The sequence below is a fragment of the Bordetella genomosp. 2 genome, assembly GCF_002261345.1.
GTDB lineage: Bacteria > Pseudomonadota > Gammaproteobacteria > Burkholderiales > Burkholderiaceae_B > Bordetella_A.
Window position 1 is genome coordinate 156,089 of the sequence record NZ_NEVT01000009.1, and the last position, 15,032, is coordinate 171,120.

Genomic DNA, 15,032 nt, shown 5'->3' on the forward strand with positions numbered 1-15,032 from the left:
GCCGGGGTTGCCGTTTCAAAGCCAGGCGCCGCGCCGCGCGCAGGCCCGCCGCATCTCAGGAACCTCCGTGGATCTTCTGCAATTCTTGCTCGACAAAGACAATATCTTCATCGTCGCCGTGGCGCTGGTGTCCGGCGTCATGCTGGCCGTGCCGGCGCTGCGCAAGGGCCGCAGCGGCGGGGGCATCAGCACCTCCGAAGCCATCCAGATGGTCAACCAGCGCCAGGCCGTATGGGTCGACGTGCGCCCGGCCGAGCAATTCCGCGCCGGCCATATCGCCCAGGCACGCAGCTTGCCGGCGGCCGAGGTCGAGCAAAAAGCCGGCTCCCTGCCCAAGAACAAGCCGCTCGTGCTGGTGTGCGAAACCGGCCGCGATTCCACCCGCATCGCCAGCCGCCTGCGCTCGCAAGGTTTTGCCGAAGTCGCCGTCATGGAAGGCGGCATGCGCGCATGGTCGTCCGCCGGCCTGCCCGTCACCCAGAAATCCTGACCCGGAGCCCCCGCATGAGCAAGGTTGTCATGTATTCCAAGGATTATTGCCCGTACTGCGCGCGCGCGCAGGCGCTGCTGAAGCAGCGCGGCGTGGCCGACCTGGAAATCATCCGCATCGACCAGGACCCGTCGCAGCGCGACGTCATGATCGAACGCACCGGCCGGCGCACCGTGCCGCAGATCTTCATCGGCGACAAGCACATCGGCGGCTGCGACGACCTGATCGCGCTGGACCGCGCCGGCGGCCTCGAGCCGCTGCTCAACGCCTGACGGCGCCGCCGCACTCTTCTTTTGTCCACCCTACTACCCGGAAATTCTCATGGCTGAACAGGACCAAAACACCCAGCAGGCAGGCGGCGACGCGCCTTCGTTCAATCTGCAGCGCGTCTACCTGAAAGACCTGTCGCTGGAAATGCCCAACGCGCCGCACGTGTTCCTGGAACAAGAGCAGCCGCAAGTCGAGGTCAGCATCAACGTGGGCGGGCAGCGCCTGGCCGAGACGGTGTTCGAGTCGACCGTCACCGCCACCGTGACCACCCGCATCAACGACAAGGTCCTGTACCTGGTCGAGGGCACCCAGGCCGGCATCTTCGAACTGGCCAACATCCCGGCCGAGCAAATGGACGCGCTGCTGGGCATCGTCTGCCCCACCATGCTGTACCCCTACCTGCGCGCCAACGTGGCCGACGCCATCACCCGCACCTCGCTGCCGGCCCTGCACCTGGCCGAAGTGAACTTCCAGGCCCTGTACGAGCAGCGCCTGGCCGAACTGGCCCAACAGCAGCAACAAGGCGGCGCCAACGGCAACGACTCCGGCATCATCCTGCCGCCGGGCGCCACCCGCCAGTAACCCGACAGGCCTGCCCATGACCTCGCCGCCCGCCCCGCTGAGCGTCGCCGTGCTGGGCGCGGGCAGCTGGGGCACGGCGCTGGCCGCCGTGGCCAGCCGTCGCCACCGCACCGTGCTGTGGGCGCGCGATGCCGCCCAGGCCGGCGCCATGGCCGACACGCGCGAGAACGCGCGCTACCTGCCGGGCGTCGCCCTGCCGGACGCCCTGGCCGTCACCAGCGACCTGTCGGCGGCGCTCGCGCCGCTGGCGGCCGATCCGGCGCGCGCCCTGATCATCCTGGGCGTGCCGGTGGCCGGCCTGGACGCCACCTGCCGCGAACTGGCGGCGCGCCTGCCCGCCCTGGGCCTGGCGCAAACACCCGTCGTCTGGACCTGCAAAGGCTTCGAGGCCGACACCGCCCGCCTGCCCCACGAAATCGTCGCCGAGGCGTTGGCCGGCACGCCCGATATCGCCGGCGGCGTGCTGTCGGGCCCGTCGTTCGCGCGCGAAGTGGCCCAGGGCCTGCCGGTGGCCCTGACCATCGCCAGCACGCTCGAACCCGTGCGCGACACCGCCACCCGCGCCCTGCACGGCGGGGCGGTGCGCGTGTACGCCAGCACCGACGTGGTCGGGGTGGAGGTCGGCGGCGCCCTGAAGAACGTCATCGCCGTGGCCTGCGGCATCGGCGACGGGCTGGCGCTGGGCACCAATGCGCGCGCCGCCCTGATCACCCGCGGCCTGGCGGAAATGACCCGCTTCGGCGTGGCGCTGGGCGCCCAGGCCGAGACCTTCGCCGGCCTGACTGGCCTGGGCGACCTGGTCCTGACGGCCACCGGCGAACTGTCGCGCAACCGCCGCGTCGGCCTGGAGATCGGCGCCGGCCGCAAGCTGGCCGACATCCTGGCCAGCGGCGTCACCGCCGAAGGCGTGCGCTGCGCGCGCGCCGCCCTGCAGCGCGCCCGCGCGCTGGGCGTTGAACTGCCCATTACCGAAGCGGTATGCGCCGTGCTGTTCGACGGCGTGGCGCCCATGACCGCCGTGTCCGCGCTGCTGGCGCGCGAGGCGCGGCTCGAAACCTGAACAACAACCAACAACAACCAACAACAACCGCGTCATTAGCGAGACAACCCAAGGAGCCCCCGTCATGCCCACTGCCCGTCCGTCCCGGGCCGGCGCGCTGCTGCGCCGCCTGTTCCTGGCCCTGGCGGCCGCCACGCTGCTGCCGGCCGCCGCCCATGCCGACTGGCCCGAGCGCGCCATCCACATGGTGGTGCCCTTCCCGCCCGGCTCGTCGCCGGACCTGCTGGCCCGCACCATTGCCGAGCCGCTGGCCCAGGCGCTGGGGCAGCCAGTGGTCATCGACAACAAGCCGGGCGCGGGCGGCAACATCGGCACGCGCATGGTGGCCAAGGGCGCGCCCGACGGCTATACGCTGCTATACACCATCAACGGCCCGCTGGTGACCGCGCCCACGCTGTACAAGAAGACGCTGGGCTATGACCCGCTGAAGGACCTGGCGCCGATCACGCTGGTGGCCACCAGCCCCAACGTGCTGACCGTGCCGGGCAACCTGCCGGTCGATGACGTGGCCGGCTTCGTCAAGCTGGCCCGCGACAAGAACGGGGCGCTGAACTACGGTTCGGTCGGCCCGGGCAGCTCGGCCCACCTGGCGATGGAGATGTTCAAGAACGACGCCGGCATCGACCTGGCGCACATTCCCTATTCGGGCTTTCCGCAGGTGATCAGCGCCATCATCGGCGGCGATGTGCAGGCGGGCTTCATGGTGCCGGCGATTGCCATGCCGCAGGTGCGCAGCGGCAAGGTCAAGGCGCTGGCGATCACCAGCCTGGAGCCCAGCGACGCGCTGCCGGGCATTCCGACCATGGCGGCGCAGGGCTACCCCGGCTTCGAGGCGATTTCCTGGAACGCCATCCTGGCTCCGGCCGGCACGCCGGCGCCCATCGTGGAGCGCCTGAACCGCGAACTGGCGCGCATCATCGACAGCGAAGCGGTGCGCAAGCAACTGGCGCAGCAATATTTCACGCCCGCGCCGTCGAGCCCGCAGGCGCTCACCGAGCGGATCCAGACGGAAAAGGCGCGCTGGGACGCGGTGATTGGCCGGCTGAACCTGTCGCTGGATTGATCGGCCGGTCCGGCTGCGCACCCGGACCGCCCGTTGCCGGCTTGGCCGTGCCGGCCTTGGGCGCCTGGGGTTGCTGGCCCGGCGTGGTGCCGGCGTCGATCGCGGCCTGGGCGGACGCCAGGTTGCGCGCCACTTGTTCGAAGAAGCCTTCGTAGAAGGCGCCGCGCGCGATGGTCTCGCTGGAAGTCTTGACGAGCGAATCGTCGCTGGCCCCCACCGGCATGGACACCGCGCCCAGCACGCTCAGCCCCACGCTGGCCGAATTGCTCGACTTCTTGATGGTGTACAGCTCGCGCAGCGCGCTGGCGTAGACGACGGCGTCGCCGTTGCCCGTAGGCGCGCAATCGACGTTGAAAACGATCTGCGCGTGCTGGTTGTCGTTTTCCTCGTCCTGGTAATTCTTGTGCCCGCTGACGCGGTTGGGCTCGGCCTTGTCGATGATGTAGCCCTGGCCCAGCAGCGAGCGTCGCCCCGCTTCGCAGGCCGCCTGGCTGGAACCGGCGAAATTGCGGGAATAGGTGTCCCGCTGGGTGAAGGAATCGCGTTCGTCGATGGTCGGGGTGGCCGTGCAGGCGGCCAGCAGCGCCAGCGCGGCCGACAGACCGGCGCGGGAGGCGAGCCGGGCGTACTGCGCGGGCATGAACGGCATAGGCGTAAAACGCATGGGCGCCCTCCGGTCAATGGTGAAAAAACCATTATTTCCGATCATCCCGCCGGGGCCTGATTCCAAGCGTATACAGGTCGCTATGTTTGTTACCGGGCGGATCCGGCCGAATGGCGGGCCAATGCCGCCAACCGGGCAGCGTGGCCGTTCAGCACTGCAAGGCCTGCCCATAGGTGTCAGGCACCCACAGGGTGCCTGACACCATACCGATCGAGCGACACGCCCTTCAACTCAACGCGATCCCTCCATCGACCCGCAGGTCCACCCCGGTGACGAAACTGCTGTCGTCCGAGGCCAGGAACAGCGCGGCGCGAGCCAATTCATCGGATCGCGCCAGCCGCCCCAGCGGAATGGCGGCGGCCATGCCCCGGTCGAATGCCGGGCGGTCGGCTTCGGCCACGCCCAGCTTGGCAAGGATGGGGGTATCGGTGGGGCCCGGGCTCAGGACATTGACACGGATGCGCCGGGCCGCGAATTCCAGCGCCCAGGCGCGCGCGAACGCGCCGATGGCCGCCTTGGAGGCCGCGTACACCGCGTGATTCTCCAGCACCTTCGCGCTGGCGATGGAGCCCGTGAGGATGATGGAGGCGCCGTCGCGCATCAGCGGCAAGGCCTTCGTGACGCCGAAGAACACGGCCCGCGTGTTGGTGTCGAACTGGGCGTCGTAGCTGGCCACGCTGACGGCCGGCGACGGCTCGACCTGGTTCATGCCGGCGTTGGCCATGTAGATGTCGATGGCGCCGCAGCGCTCGCGCACCTCGGCCACCAGGCGATCATGCGTGGACAAGTCGGCAACGTCGCCGACCACGCCGAAAGCCGCGGACCCCAGTTGCGCCACCGCGGCGTCGACGGCCTGCTGCCGCCGCCCCAGGATCGCGACTCGCGCGCCCTCTTCCACGAAAGCCCGGGCGGCGGCCAGGCCGATGCCGCTGTTGCCGCCGGTGACGACGGCGGTCTTGCCGGAAAGTCGGTTCATATGTGTTCCCATCATTGGCATGGCGGAGGATTGCGGGGCGGCGCTCAGTAATCCCAGATCACCGGCACCCAGCGAAACGCCTCGCCGTCGACGGCGACCCGGCCCACCGACGGGAACGGCAGGTGGGCGGCCACCAGCAGGCCGCGGTTCTGCGCCAGCTCTTGGAACAGGCGCATGCGCACGCGGGCCGATTCCTCGGGATCGTGCTCGAAGCCGTTGTGCCATTCGGGATGGTCGAAGCCCACCGGAAACACGGCATCGCCCGCAAAAGTCAGCCGCTCATCGCCCGAGACCAGGTCGACCACGCTGTGCCCGGGGGTATGGCCGCCGGTCATGCGCACGACCACCCCCGGCGCGACCTCGTGGCTGTCCTTGAAGATGCGCAGCCGGTCGCGGTATTCGTTGTAGAAGCTGGTGGCGGTGGCGCGCAGCACATTGGGCACCGGCTTGGGCATCACCGTCTGCGAGAAATCCGGCGAGATCCAGAACTCGACTTCGGTGGCGCAAACGTGGATGCGCACATCCGGACGCAGGCGCTCTTTCACGCCGGCGACCAGCAGGCCGCCGACGTGATCCATGTGCATATGGGTAATGATCACGTCCGTCACGGACTCCAGTGCAATGCCGGCGGCCGCCAGCCGCTGCGGGAACTGCCCGGCGCGCGGGAAGCCCGGGAACTGGCCGCCCAGGCCCGCATCGATGAGAATGGTCTGGTCGCCGCTGCGGGCCACCATCACGTTCAGCGGCCAGTCGAAGGCTTCCGGCGGCATGAACATGCGGTCCAGCCATTCGGCCAGGTCGGCCGGGTCGGCATTGGTGGCCATCGTCGCGGTGGGCAGCGGCAGCACCCCGTCGCTGATCACCAGCGCCTCGATCTCGCCGATGCTGACGGCGTAACGGGAGGGCACCAGGTCGGGCGCTGTCTGGGTGCGGGGCTGCAGAGTGTCTTCTACGGAAAGCATGGCGGAATCTCCAGATGAGCAACAAGGGGGGCCGGGCCGGTCGGCCCGGGGCACGACGGGGTGGGTTCGTCTCAGGCCGGGGCGCGGATGAAAGCGAGCAGGTCGGCGTTGATTCGGTCCTGCAGGGTGGCGGTGAGGCCATGCGGCGCACCGGGGTAATAGATTTCGCTGGCGCGCTTCACCAGGCGCGCCGCCTTCCTGGCGGAGTTCTGCACCGGCACGATCTGGTCGTCGTCGCCGTGCATGAACAAGGTCGGCACGTCGATCTTCTTCAGGTCCTCGGTGAAATCCGTCTCGGAGAACGCCTTGACGCATTCGTAGGCGTTCTTCTGGCCGCTTTGCATGCTCCACAGCCAGAACTGGTCCAGCAGGCCCTGCGACACCTTGGCGCCGGCGCGGTTGGCGCCGTAGAACGGAACGGCCAGCTCCTTGTAGAACTGCGAACGGTCGCCCGCCACGCCGGCGCGGATGCCGTCGAAGACATCCATCGGCAGGCCGTCGGAGTTGGAGGCCGACTGCACCATCACCGGCGGCACCGCGCCGATCAGCACCGCCCGGGCCACGCGCTGGCTGCCATGGCGGGCGATGTAGCGCACCACTTCGCCGCCGCCGGTGGAATGGCCGACCATCGTGATCTGCCGCAAGTCCAGCGCCTCGATCAGCTGCGCCAGGTCGTCCGCATAGCCGTTCATATCGTTGCCGGACGACGGCTGGGAGGAGCGGCCGTGGCCGCGGCGGTCGTGCGCGATGACGCGAAAGCCATGGCGCGCCAGGAAGTGCATCTGCCCGTCCCAGGCGTCCGCATTGAGTGGCCAGCCATGGGAAAAAGTGACGACCGGGCCATCGCCCCAGTCCTTGTAGTAGATCTGCGTACCGTCCTGGGTAGTGAGGGTATTGCGAGTCATGGGCGTGCTCCGGTTGGGGTGGGCGTTGCGTCGCGGGTGGAAACGATGGATGCATCGTAGGATCGACGCCGCGCAAGCGGTAGGCACGCCGGGGGAAGCACGCTGTTGTGCTGGGGGAACCAATGCTTATCGGCGGCGCCGCGACGCAGGCATCAGCGCCAGGATCCGGCACACGGCTGCGCGGGAGTCACCCGCCGCCAGACTGGACGGATGTCAGCCGCCGGTACACCGCCGGAGAGACGCCATATCTGGCCGTGAACGTCGACGTCAGGTGGGCATGACTGGAGAATCCGCATTCCAGCGCCAGGTCGGTGATCGGCGCCCGCGTGCCGCGCAGCAGCTTGCGGGCGCGGGCCAGGCGGCGGCCGACGACATACTGGTAGGGCGTCGAGCCGGCGGCACGACGGAATGCGGACGTGAAATGAAACTTGCTCAGGCGCGCCTGCTTCGCCAACTGCTCCAGCGTAATGCCCACGTGCAGGTGCTCTTCGACGAAGTCGGCGAGCCGTTTCAGCGTCGCGGAACTCAAGGTGGCCGGCTCGCGTTCACGCGGCGCGTGCACCACCATCGACCGATAGGCGCCAGCCACCTCGGCGCCCAGGGCCTGGCGCAGGAATTCCGCGTCCGCCGGGGCCGCGGCCATCAGGCCATGGACCGCGTGAACGAGGCGCGGATACTGCACATAACGCCGACCGGCATCGCACCGAAGCAACCGGCCGTTAGCCGCGCAGCCAGCGATTTCTTCCCAGTCGGCGGCATCGAACGCCACGGACAGCCAGTCGGCATCCACGCCGGTGGTGTGCGCGTGCTCCACGGCGGGCGGCATGCACTCCAACGCACCGGCAGGCCAGAATGTCTGGCGCAGCGGGCCCGCGTTGAACGCTTCCGCGCCAAACCCGCACCTCAGTCGGATTCTTATGGTGAAAGCCGTATACGCAATGGTATGCGGAGCGCCATGAGCCGCGCCCGGAACCCAGCTGAACTTCACGGAATACCCCAGTCGGTCGGCGGGCCGCGAGCCGCAATATCCTGAAAGCGCGAACCCGGCTCCGCGCCGTACGCTTTGCCCACACTCTGCCTGCCCAGCATTCTGGCAATCACTTTATAGCAAAGCAGCCATCACGTGACACCAATACACAGCGTCTCGAACCTGGCCGGGGTTCTCTGGGCGGTTGCCGGGGTCGGGTTATTCGCCCTGGTTTATGTATCCGGCAAGCTCAGCGGCACCGACGCCTCGGCGCTGCAGATCATATGGCTTCGCTATGTCGGCGGGCTGGCCACCGTGGTCGCGGTCCTGGTCGTGCAACGCGACATGGCGCGCGCGCTATCGACGCGGCAGCCTTTCCTGCACGCCTGCCGGGCAGCGGCCGGCGGCTTCGGCGGTGTAGCGGCCGTGTTCGCCGCGGCCAGCATGCCGGTCGCCTCGGCCAGTGCAATCGGCCTGCTGGACGGCCTGTTCACCGTTTTGCTGGGAACGATCTTGCTGCGCGAGCATGTATCCCTGCGCCAATGGATCGCGACGCTGATAAGCCTGGCAGGCGCGATCACGGTCGTCTGGGCGCAAGGCGCGTTCGCGGCATGGAATGCGGGATACACCGGTCCGGCGCTCATCGCGCTTGCCGGCGCCATGCTGGTCGCGCTTGAAAACGTGATGATCAAGACGCTGGCAAGAACCGAAGCCAGGGGCACCGTACTGTTCTATGTCAACCTGTTCGGGACCATCATCCTGGCGTGGCCCGGGCTTGCCAACTGGCGCGCCATCCCGCTGCAATGGCTGCTCGTCTTCCTGATGCTCGGCCCCATTGCCATACTGGCGCAGCTCTGCAATATCAACGCCTTCCGGCGCGTCGACGCCAGCGTAGTCGGCGCGATTCGCTATGCCTGGATCCTATACGGCGCTGTCTTCGGAAGCTTGTTTTTCGATGAACCGTTCACCCTGGCCATGGGGGTGGGCACCGGCCTGGTCCTGGCTGGCGGAGGATGGCTGGCCGTGCTGCGCCGGCGCCCGGCCTCGTAGTGGCATCGCACGCGGCCCGGCCAGGTGGAAGCGGCTATCGACCCTGGGCAGACGGCGAAGATTCCGGCGACTGCGCCGTCGCGACCGGCTGCGGCGACGGCGCGGCGCGCGTCGGCGTTATGCGCCAGATGGTGTTCGACAAATCGTCGGCGACGATCAGCGCGCCTTTCGGATCGACCGTCACACCCACCGGACGACCGCGGGTGGTGCCGTCGCTGTCCCGAAACCCGGTAACGAAATCCACCGGCGGGCCGGCCGGCCGCCCGTCGCGGAACGGCACGAACACCACCTTGTAGCCGACGGGCTCGCTGCGGTTCCAACTGCCGTGTTCGCCGACGAAGACCCCGCGGGCGAACTGGCCGCCCATCGCGTCGGTCGAGAAATCCACGCCCAGCGCCGCGACGTGCGAGCCCAGGCTGTAGTCGGGCTTGATCACCGCCGCGACCTTTTCCGGGTCCTGGGGGCGAACCCGCTCGTCCACGTTTTGCCCCCAATAGCTGTACGGCCAGCCATAGAAACCGCCTTCCTGCACCGCGGTCAGATAATCGGGAACCAGGTCCGGCCCGATCTCATCGCGTTCGTTCACGACCGCCCACAACTGGCCGGTATCCGGCTGGATGGTCAGCGCGGTGGGATTGCGCAGCCCGGTGGCGTAGGTCTTGTATTCGCCAGTGCGGGCATTGACCCGCCAGATGCGCGCGCGGTCGGCCTCCGCCGTCATGCCGCGTTCGGTGATATTGCTGTTGGAGCCGATGCCCACATACAGATACTGGCCGTCGGCGCTGGCGGTCATGGCCTTGGTCCAGTGGTGGTTGATTTCCGACGGCAGGAGCGTCACTGTCTCGGGCGGGCCGCTCGCCTTGGTCTGCCCCGGCTGGTAGTCGAACCGCACCAAGGCGTCCTGGTTGGCCACATAGAGCTTGTCGCCCACCAACGCGAGGCCGTACGGCGCGTTGAGGCCTTCCGCGAAGGTCGAGGCTTCATAAGTGCCGTCGCCCTCGGCGTCGCGCAGCAAGGTCAGGCGGTTGCCGCCCTTTACCGGGCTGGTGCCGCGGGCCTTGATGATGCCGGCGATCACATCCTTGGGCTTGAGCTGGGCGGCATTGCCGCCCCGGCCCTCGGCCACCAGGATATCGCCATTGGGCAACAGCAGCGTCTGGCGCGGGATCTTCAAGCCGGTGGCGATGGCGGTGACCGTATACCCGTCCGGCACTATCGGCATCTTGTCGCCCCACTCCGCCGGTTGCGCGATCACCATATCCGGCAGCAGCCCCCGCTCTGGCTTGGGCAGCTCGGGGTCGGGCCCGACCTGCGCGGGCCCGGCCTGGCCGCTGCAAACGCCCAACGCGACAGACAAGGGAAAAACGGCAAGCAGGCTACGGTATTTCATACGGCGCCCCTGATATGCGGGGTGCGGAAGCCCAGCCATATCGCCGCGCAGGCCAGCACCACGGTGACCACCGACAAGATCAGGCCGGCGGGCATGCTGCCCCATGCGTCGCGCGCATGGACCAGCGCATTGAAAATGCCCACGACCCAGACCGCCAGCAACGCCAGCACGTAGGGCACGATCCCCCGGGCACGCTGGTAAGGCCGGAACAGATCGATAATGGCGAGAACCAGCGCAATGCCGCTGAACACCAGCGCCCCCACCAGCAGCCACGAGGCGAAATTATTCCACTGGATATGGAAAGTTTTCGCATACGCCGCATCGCTGAGTGCCGCGCCGAGAAACAAGGGCAACATCCCCGCCAGAAATACCGCATGCACCGGGTGCACCGTCAGCGCGTACCGATGTTCAATGATTGGGGTCACCTTGATCGCCTCCTTGCCGGGCCGGACGCACGATTGCGGAGGGCGGCGCAGCAATTGCCGTGCCCGCGGCGGGGCACGGCAACCAAGGGCGGCCGCGCGCGGCTAGCGACCGGGGCCGGAATCAGTTGGTGTTGATCCAGTGCTGGGCATCGCGGATGAACCAGGGAAGGTTCAACCTTTCCCCCTCGCCGGACTTGATGATCAGGCGCTGGCCCGACGGGTCGGAAGCGCCACTGGCCGCCGGCGCCGTGGAAGGCGGCCGGCTGCGGTAGTCCATGTCGGCCTGCCGGGGCGGGCTATCCGCGCAGGCGGCAAGCAACGCGCACGCCATCGCGGCAAGGATTGGTCGCAGTGTTGAACGAAGGGGCGTCATGATGTCCTGGTTTCCGCTGGCGGCAACCGCCGGCCGCTGCCAAGCGGCCGCCTGCTGCTTACGCACTGGCGTCGAGATAGCTCCGGATCGCTTCCGGCATGTGTTTGACCGATTGACCCGGAGGCTCATCGGTACGAAGGTCCACGTACAGATCCACTGCCTGCATGTATGCGTTGCGCACCGATACCGCATCATACGTCGGGACCGTTTTCGCCAACTGCTCCGTGCAAGGGCCGTCCAGCATCTCGATGCGCCGCATGCCCCGCTGCGGGCGTCCGGCACGGCGGTGCAGCATGGGGCCCAGCACCTGGTCGCGAAAGAAGGCCAGCATCCCGATTGCCTCGAACAGCTCGCCGCGGGCAAGTTTGGTCGCCCCGTAATGCAACCATATCCACGCCCGCTGTTCGAACCAGTCCGGCGATGCATCTGGCCACGCGATGACGGCCGCATCGAGACAGGCTTCCAGCCGGCCCGGATCGCGCGAGAACAACACGGCGGGGCGCTCGACAAGGCGGTCCAGGCTGGACGCCGTCACGAACTTCAGGTCGACATGTATCAGCGGTGGCCCGTAAAGGCAGATCAGCAGCCTCGGTTCCCCGACGTGCTCGCCGCTGAACGCCGCCAACAAATCTCCGACCCGCGTCGCTATTTCTTTTCGCGACGCCATGACCTCGCCGTAGCTCTCTTCCTCCGCGACCACGACAAAATCGAGATCCGAATGTCGATCGAGCCCTCCGTGGATATACGAACCGCCGGCCAGCAAGGCAGTCAGCCGCCGGTCGTGCTGCACTACGCTGCGAACCCGCTCGACGAATTCCCCATGCAGGGTTGGCAGTGTGCATGACATACTCAGTCCTCCTGGCGTACCGCCCAGGTTACTAAACTCGTGCTGGCCGGACAAACGCGAGCGGTCGCTACCGGCTCGGGCCGATGCAAAGTTTCGCCCGGATGGCGGCTTCGCTATATTGCCTGAACTCGCGCAAAGGAAATCGCTACATGATAGAAGTCCGCCCGGCCCATCCCCACGACCTGGTTCCACTGGCCGCATGCGATTTCTCGTTCACGATCGAGCGCGTTGCCATGGGGCCTTTCGATGGGCCGGGCATCGCCCATACGGAACCAGTGCAGCCACCACGCGCCAAGCAATATGAGTTCGATGCGGACGAGCTGGGCGGTTATCTCAATGCCCGCGACCGGGCATTGTTCGTGGTGGAGACGAAATCCAGCCAGGCCGTCGGCTACCTCGCCATCTCACACGCCTGGAACCGGTTTGCCAGCATCGACGATATCGCGATCGACGCCGCGCATCGGCGCCTGGGCGCCGCGCGCAAGCTGATGGATGCGGCCGTCGCGTGGGCGCGGGGCGAAGGCCTGGCGGGGGTGCGGCTGGAGACGCAGTCTAATAACGTGGGTGCTTGCCTGTTTTATCAGCGGTACGGGTTCGTACTGGGAGGGCATGACCGCTATCTTTATTCTGCGCTTGATGAGGTGCGGGATGAGGTTGCTTTGTTTTGGTATTTGCGGTTTGGGGGTGGGGGGCGGCTCAGCTGAGACCTGGCACCACCATCACTGAGCTTTAGGTTCGTTGTCTCCTCATGGACACAAGCGTCCGCTTTCGGCGCGAAGCAGCCACTCGGTCATTGATTTTCTCCAAAGACTGAGATCAAGAATATTAGGCTTGTCTAAACACTGCAAAAGCTAATTTGCCTATCACACGGCAAGTTCATGCGGTATTAGTCGAACTGGACTAACCTGTTGCATGTCTTCCAAATCCAGTTAGCTTGAGAAAGGATTCGATCAATGATTGAAGTCTCCGAGAGATACTTGGTCTTCGGGCAAAAAAATTTCGTGAAAGAAGTGGCGATCCCAATCGGAGAGGTGATTGAGGAGATTGCGAAAGAGTATCCGTGTGCTGACGACGCAGCTCCAAGGCTATCTCCTCGTCCTACAGCCTGTCTTTCCGGACTAGACGCATTAATTGGAGTATCAGTGTTCTTAGGGGCTGGGCCGGAACTAAATTCCTTGATGAAATCTATGATGCGAAACTAGGGCCAAAAATTAAAGAGTATTTTTGGCCCTATATTGAAAAACACGGATCTGATAAAAAATATTCGCTTGCAATTTTGACGGAAAAGAGAGAAACCGGAGGGTCTGTCCTAATATGCTGTATTGGTTCTTCTATTGAGGAAATCGAATCATCGGAAAGACATATCCCCGCCGCCCTTACTATAGCGAAGGAGTTGCTGGATTCGTCAATAGGGAATTCCGTTTATCTTTATGTGATCGAAAGCGGAAAAATTAACTTGAAGCCGAAAGTCTTTGAGAGCCATGAAATGGCTCTGGAAGGGCTAAAGAAGATGTATCCCGCGAAATTGCCAAAATACATTAAACCAAGAAGCTAACAAGGCAATGCACTCGACAAGTGCGTGATTGCAGCTTTAGAGAATGTCTACAGTGGGTCGGATAGACGGCTCAATACCGCTGCTTTCGCTGACCGGCTGCACAGGGTCGGATAGCGCCCCTCCGTAGGAGCACACTGAATATCCCTTTACTTGAAAGGAGATTGCCATGGAATCCAACAATGCCGCCGTCGACCGTCGTGTGCCCTGGAACAAGGGAAAACTCACTGGACAGAAGCCACCCCTAAAGCTCCGAGAAATTTGGGCAATCCGAACGAGACTTCAGACGGCATCGAACATCCGGGAACTCGCGATGTTCAATCTTGCAATCGATGGCAAACTTCGAGCTTGCGATCTCACGCGATTGCAAGTGCAGGACGTCCGTCACGGAAGCCACCTGGCCGCGAGAGCCACCATCATGCAACAAAAGACCCAGCGTCCGCTCCAATTCGAGATCACGGAGCAAACTCGTGAGAGCCTTGAAGCGTGGATTGATGTGCGAGGCCTAAAGGCGGCGGACTTTCTGTTTCCCAGCCGGTTGCATGCATCGCCGCATCTGTCGACGCGGCAGTACGCCCGGATTGTGCATCGCTGGGTCGCATCGATTGGACTCGACGATACCGCAACACTATGCGCCGTACAAAAGCCTCGCTGATCTACCGTCGGACGAAGAATCTTCGAGCAGTACAGCTGCTACTCGGGCATACGAAGCTGGAAAGCACTGTTCGCTATCTCGGCATCGAGGTCGGCGATGCTCTTGAGATGGCGGAGCAAACGGAAGTTTGATGCATCCCGGCCAGAAGCAGACGCTCTCAGGCGGTTTCCGATCCACTGTTGCGCTTCGCGCGGCTCAGCCTCGATTGCATCATCCACGCGTAGGGCTCCGCAATCTTCGGGTCGCCGTGAAGCATCACTTCCAATCTGCGTGCGGAGAACAGATCACGACTGGGCAGCGACAGGAAGCCGAAATGGCGCTCCCAGTCGATTGAACGCGTTCATTGCCGCGATCGTGATCGTGAGGTCAACCAAATCCTTTGGCGTGAATTGTGCCGAGGCAGCGGCATACGCCTCATCAGAGGCGTGCGTCTCGCTGACACGGGTCACCTCCTCAGCCCAGGCCAGCGCGGCGCACTCCTGCTCAGAGAATAGATGGTGCACCTCGTCCCATACTGGTACCAAGTTGATCTTGTCAATCGACATGGTTTTTCTGAGATCGCGACTGTGCATGTCGATGCAGTGTGCGCAGCCGTTGATTTGCGAAACGCGGAGGAACACGAGGTGCACGAGTTCCTCAGGGAGGTTTGTCTTCTTCGTGACGTAGTGGTGGATACCGAAAAGTGCCTTCGCGCCTTCAGGTGCGATCTCTTGCCAGTTCAAGCGGGTCATCACAGTCCTTTCCTGTCGTTGATGATGCGTAGGATCGCGGCCGGCGCGCCCCGGGGGTCGCCTATCGACT

General features: G+C 65.2%; 17 protein-coding genes and 1 pseudogene. 8 read left to right on the top strand and 10 right to left on the bottom strand.

Going from position 1 to position 15,032, the window contains the following annotated elements:
- Nucleotides 1–67 precede the first annotated feature (67 nt).
- From CAL24_RS22165 to CAL24_RS22185, 5 genes are all read left to right on the top strand, one after another.
- Nucleotides 68–490, top strand: a complete 423-nt coding sequence (locus tag CAL24_RS22165; RefSeq protein ID WP_028355213.1) for a rhodanese-like domain-containing protein — start codon at nucleotides 68–70, stop codon at nucleotides 488–490.
- A gap of 14 nt (nucleotides 491–504) precedes the next feature.
- On the top strand, nucleotides 505–762 hold the full coding sequence (gene grxC / locus CAL24_RS22170) for a glutaredoxin 3 (protein WP_028355214.1): 258 nt from the start codon (nucleotides 505–507) through the stop codon (nucleotides 760–762).
- A 49-nt stretch (nucleotides 763–811) separates the two neighbouring features.
- Nucleotides 812–1,342, top strand: coding sequence for a protein-export chaperone SecB (gene secB, locus CAL24_RS22175; protein ID WP_028355215.1), 531 nt, complete (start codon nucleotides 812–814; stop codon nucleotides 1,340–1,342).
- Nucleotides 1,343–1,358: 16 nt separating this feature from the next.
- Nucleotides 1,359–2,402, top strand: coding sequence for an NAD(P)H-dependent glycerol-3-phosphate dehydrogenase (locus CAL24_RS22180; protein ID WP_028355216.1), 1,044 nt, complete (start codon nucleotides 1,359–1,361; stop codon nucleotides 2,400–2,402).
- A gap of 64 nt (nucleotides 2,403–2,466) precedes the next feature.
- Nucleotides 2,467–3,465, top strand: a complete 999-nt coding sequence (locus CAL24_RS22185; RefSeq protein WP_094807948.1) for a Bug family tripartite tricarboxylate transporter substrate binding protein — start codon at nucleotides 2,467–2,469, stop codon at nucleotides 3,463–3,465.
- Here the strand turns inward: CAL24_RS22185 and CAL24_RS22190 are convergent.
- From CAL24_RS22190 to CAL24_RS22210, 5 genes are all read right to left on the bottom strand, one after another.
- Nucleotides 3,392–4,129 carry a DUF2242 domain-containing protein gene (locus CAL24_RS22190; RefSeq protein WP_249278615.1) on the bottom strand — a complete coding sequence of 246 codons (738 nt, stop codon included), beginning with the start codon at nucleotides 4,127–4,129 and terminating at the stop codon, nucleotides 3,392–3,394. The genes CAL24_RS22185 and CAL24_RS22190 overlap by 74 nt on opposite strands.
- A 226-nt stretch (nucleotides 4,130–4,355) precedes the next feature.
- Nucleotides 4,356–5,105, bottom strand: coding sequence for an SDR family NAD(P)-dependent oxidoreductase (locus CAL24_RS22195; protein ID WP_094807949.1), 750 nt, complete (start codon nucleotides 5,103–5,105; stop codon nucleotides 4,356–4,358).
- Nucleotides 5,106–5,149: 44 nt separating this feature from the next.
- Nucleotides 5,150–6,067, bottom strand: a complete 918-nt coding sequence (locus tag CAL24_RS22200) for an MBL fold metallo-hydrolase (protein WP_094807950.1) — start codon at nucleotides 6,065–6,067, stop codon at nucleotides 5,150–5,152.
- A 71-nt stretch (nucleotides 6,068–6,138) separates the two neighbouring features.
- Nucleotides 6,139–6,972, bottom strand: a complete 834-nt coding sequence (locus CAL24_RS22205; protein WP_094807951.1) for an alpha/beta fold hydrolase — start codon at nucleotides 6,970–6,972, stop codon at nucleotides 6,139–6,141.
- 187 nt (nucleotides 6,973–7,159) lie between these two features.
- Nucleotides 7,160–7,798, bottom strand: a complete 639-nt coding sequence (locus CAL24_RS22210; RefSeq protein WP_094807952.1) for a helix-turn-helix domain-containing protein — start codon at nucleotides 7,796–7,798, stop codon at nucleotides 7,160–7,162.
- Between the two features lie 297 nt (nucleotides 7,799–8,095).
- Between CAL24_RS22210 and CAL24_RS22215 the strand changes: the two genes are divergently transcribed.
- Nucleotides 8,096–8,989, top strand: coding sequence for a DMT family transporter (locus CAL24_RS22215; RefSeq protein ID WP_094807953.1), 894 nt, complete (start codon nucleotides 8,096–8,098; stop codon nucleotides 8,987–8,989).
- Nucleotides 8,990–9,023: 34 nt separating this feature from the next.
- Here the strand turns inward: CAL24_RS22215 and CAL24_RS22220 are convergent, their stop codons facing one another.
- From CAL24_RS22220 to CAL24_RS22235, 4 genes are all read right to left on the bottom strand, one after another.
- Nucleotides 9,024–10,379 carry a PQQ-dependent sugar dehydrogenase gene (locus tag CAL24_RS22220; RefSeq protein WP_094807954.1) on the bottom strand — a complete coding sequence of 452 codons (1,356 nt, stop codon included), beginning with the start codon at nucleotides 10,377–10,379 and terminating at the stop codon, nucleotides 9,024–9,026.
- Nucleotides 10,376–10,804 carry a DUF2231 domain-containing protein gene (locus CAL24_RS22225; RefSeq protein WP_094808114.1) on the bottom strand — a complete coding sequence of 143 codons (429 nt, stop codon included), beginning with the start codon at nucleotides 10,802–10,804 and terminating at the stop codon, nucleotides 10,376–10,378. The genes CAL24_RS22220 and CAL24_RS22225 overlap by 4 nt, the downstream gene beginning before the upstream one ends.
- Before the next feature lie 121 nt (nucleotides 10,805–10,925).
- Nucleotides 10,926–11,177 (bottom strand): hypothetical protein, encoded by a 252-nt coding sequence (locus CAL24_RS22230; protein WP_094808115.1) that lies wholly within the window; start codon nucleotides 11,175–11,177, stop codon nucleotides 10,926–10,928.
- 58 nt (nucleotides 11,178–11,235) lie between these two features.
- Nucleotides 11,236–12,024: a hypothetical protein gene (locus CAL24_RS22235; RefSeq protein WP_094807955.1), complete on the bottom strand. Its 789-nt coding sequence runs from the start codon at nucleotides 12,022–12,024 to the stop codon at nucleotides 11,236–11,238.
- A 149-nt stretch (nucleotides 12,025–12,173) separates the two neighbouring features.
- Here CAL24_RS22235 and CAL24_RS22240 point away from each other — a divergent pair, with 149 nt between their 5' ends.
- Nucleotides 12,174–12,728 carry a GNAT family N-acetyltransferase gene (locus CAL24_RS22240; protein WP_094807956.1) on the top strand — a complete coding sequence of 185 codons (555 nt, stop codon included), beginning with the start codon at nucleotides 12,174–12,176 and terminating at the stop codon, nucleotides 12,726–12,728.
- Between the two features lie 1,017 nt (nucleotides 12,729–13,745).
- Nucleotides 13,746–14,362 (top strand): annotated as a pseudogene (locus CAL24_RS22245) (tyrosine-type recombinase/integrase).
- 153 nt (nucleotides 14,363–14,515) lie between these two features.
- Here CAL24_RS22245 and CAL24_RS22250 read toward each other — a convergent pair.
- A complete protein-coding gene (locus tag CAL24_RS22250; protein ID WP_094807957.1) occupies nucleotides 14,516–14,962 on the bottom strand; it encodes a carboxymuconolactone decarboxylase family protein in 447 nt (148 codons plus the stop codon).
- Between the last annotated feature and the right edge of the window lie 70 nt (nucleotides 14,963–15,032).

Coding starts and splice junctions, on each gene's coding strand:
- grxC (WP_028355214.1), top strand. CDS start 505: ATGAGCAAGGTTGTCATGTATTCCAAGGATTATTGCCCGTACTGCGCG.
- secB (WP_028355215.1), top strand. CDS start 812: ATGGCTGAACAGGACCAAAACACCCAGCAGGCAGGCGGCGACGCGCCT.
- CAL24_RS22180 (WP_028355216.1), top strand. CDS start 1,359: ATGACCTCGCCGCCCGCCCCGCTGAGCGTCGCCGTGCTGGGCGCGGGC.
- CAL24_RS22185 (WP_094807948.1), top strand. CDS start 2,467: ATGCCCACTGCCCGTCCGTCCCGGGCCGGCGCGCTGCTGCGCCGCCTG.
- CAL24_RS22190 (WP_249278615.1), bottom strand. CDS start 4,129: ATGCGTTTTACGCCTATGCCGTTCATGCCCGCGCAGTACGCCCGGCTC.
- CAL24_RS22195 (WP_094807949.1), bottom strand. CDS start 5,105: ATGAACCGACTTTCCGGCAAGACCGCCGTCGTCACCGGCGGCAACAGC.
- CAL24_RS22200 (WP_094807950.1), bottom strand. CDS start 6,067: ATGCTTTCCGTAGAAGACACTCTGCAGCCCCGCACCCAGACAGCGCCC.
- CAL24_RS22205 (WP_094807951.1), bottom strand. CDS start 6,972: ATGACTCGCAATACCCTCACTACCCAGGACGGTACGCAGATCTACTAC.
- CAL24_RS22210 (WP_094807952.1), bottom strand. CDS start 7,798: ATGCCGCCCGCCGTGGAGCACGCGCACACCACCGGCGTGGATGCCGAC.
- CAL24_RS22220 (WP_094807954.1), bottom strand. CDS start 10,379: ATGAAATACCGTAGCCTGCTTGCCGTTTTTCCCTTGTCTGTCGCGTTG.
- CAL24_RS22230 (WP_094808115.1), bottom strand. CDS start 11,177: ATGACGCCCCTTCGTTCAACACTGCGACCAATCCTTGCCGCGATGGCG.
- CAL24_RS22235 (WP_094807955.1), bottom strand. CDS start 12,024: ATGTCATGCACACTGCCAACCCTGCATGGGGAATTCGTCGAGCGGGTT.
- CAL24_RS22240 (WP_094807956.1), top strand. CDS start 12,174: ATGATAGAAGTCCGCCCGGCCCATCCCCACGACCTGGTTCCACTGGCC.
- CAL24_RS22250 (WP_094807957.1), bottom strand. CDS start 14,962: ATGACCCGCTTGAACTGGCAAGAGATCGCACCTGAAGGCGCGAAGGCA.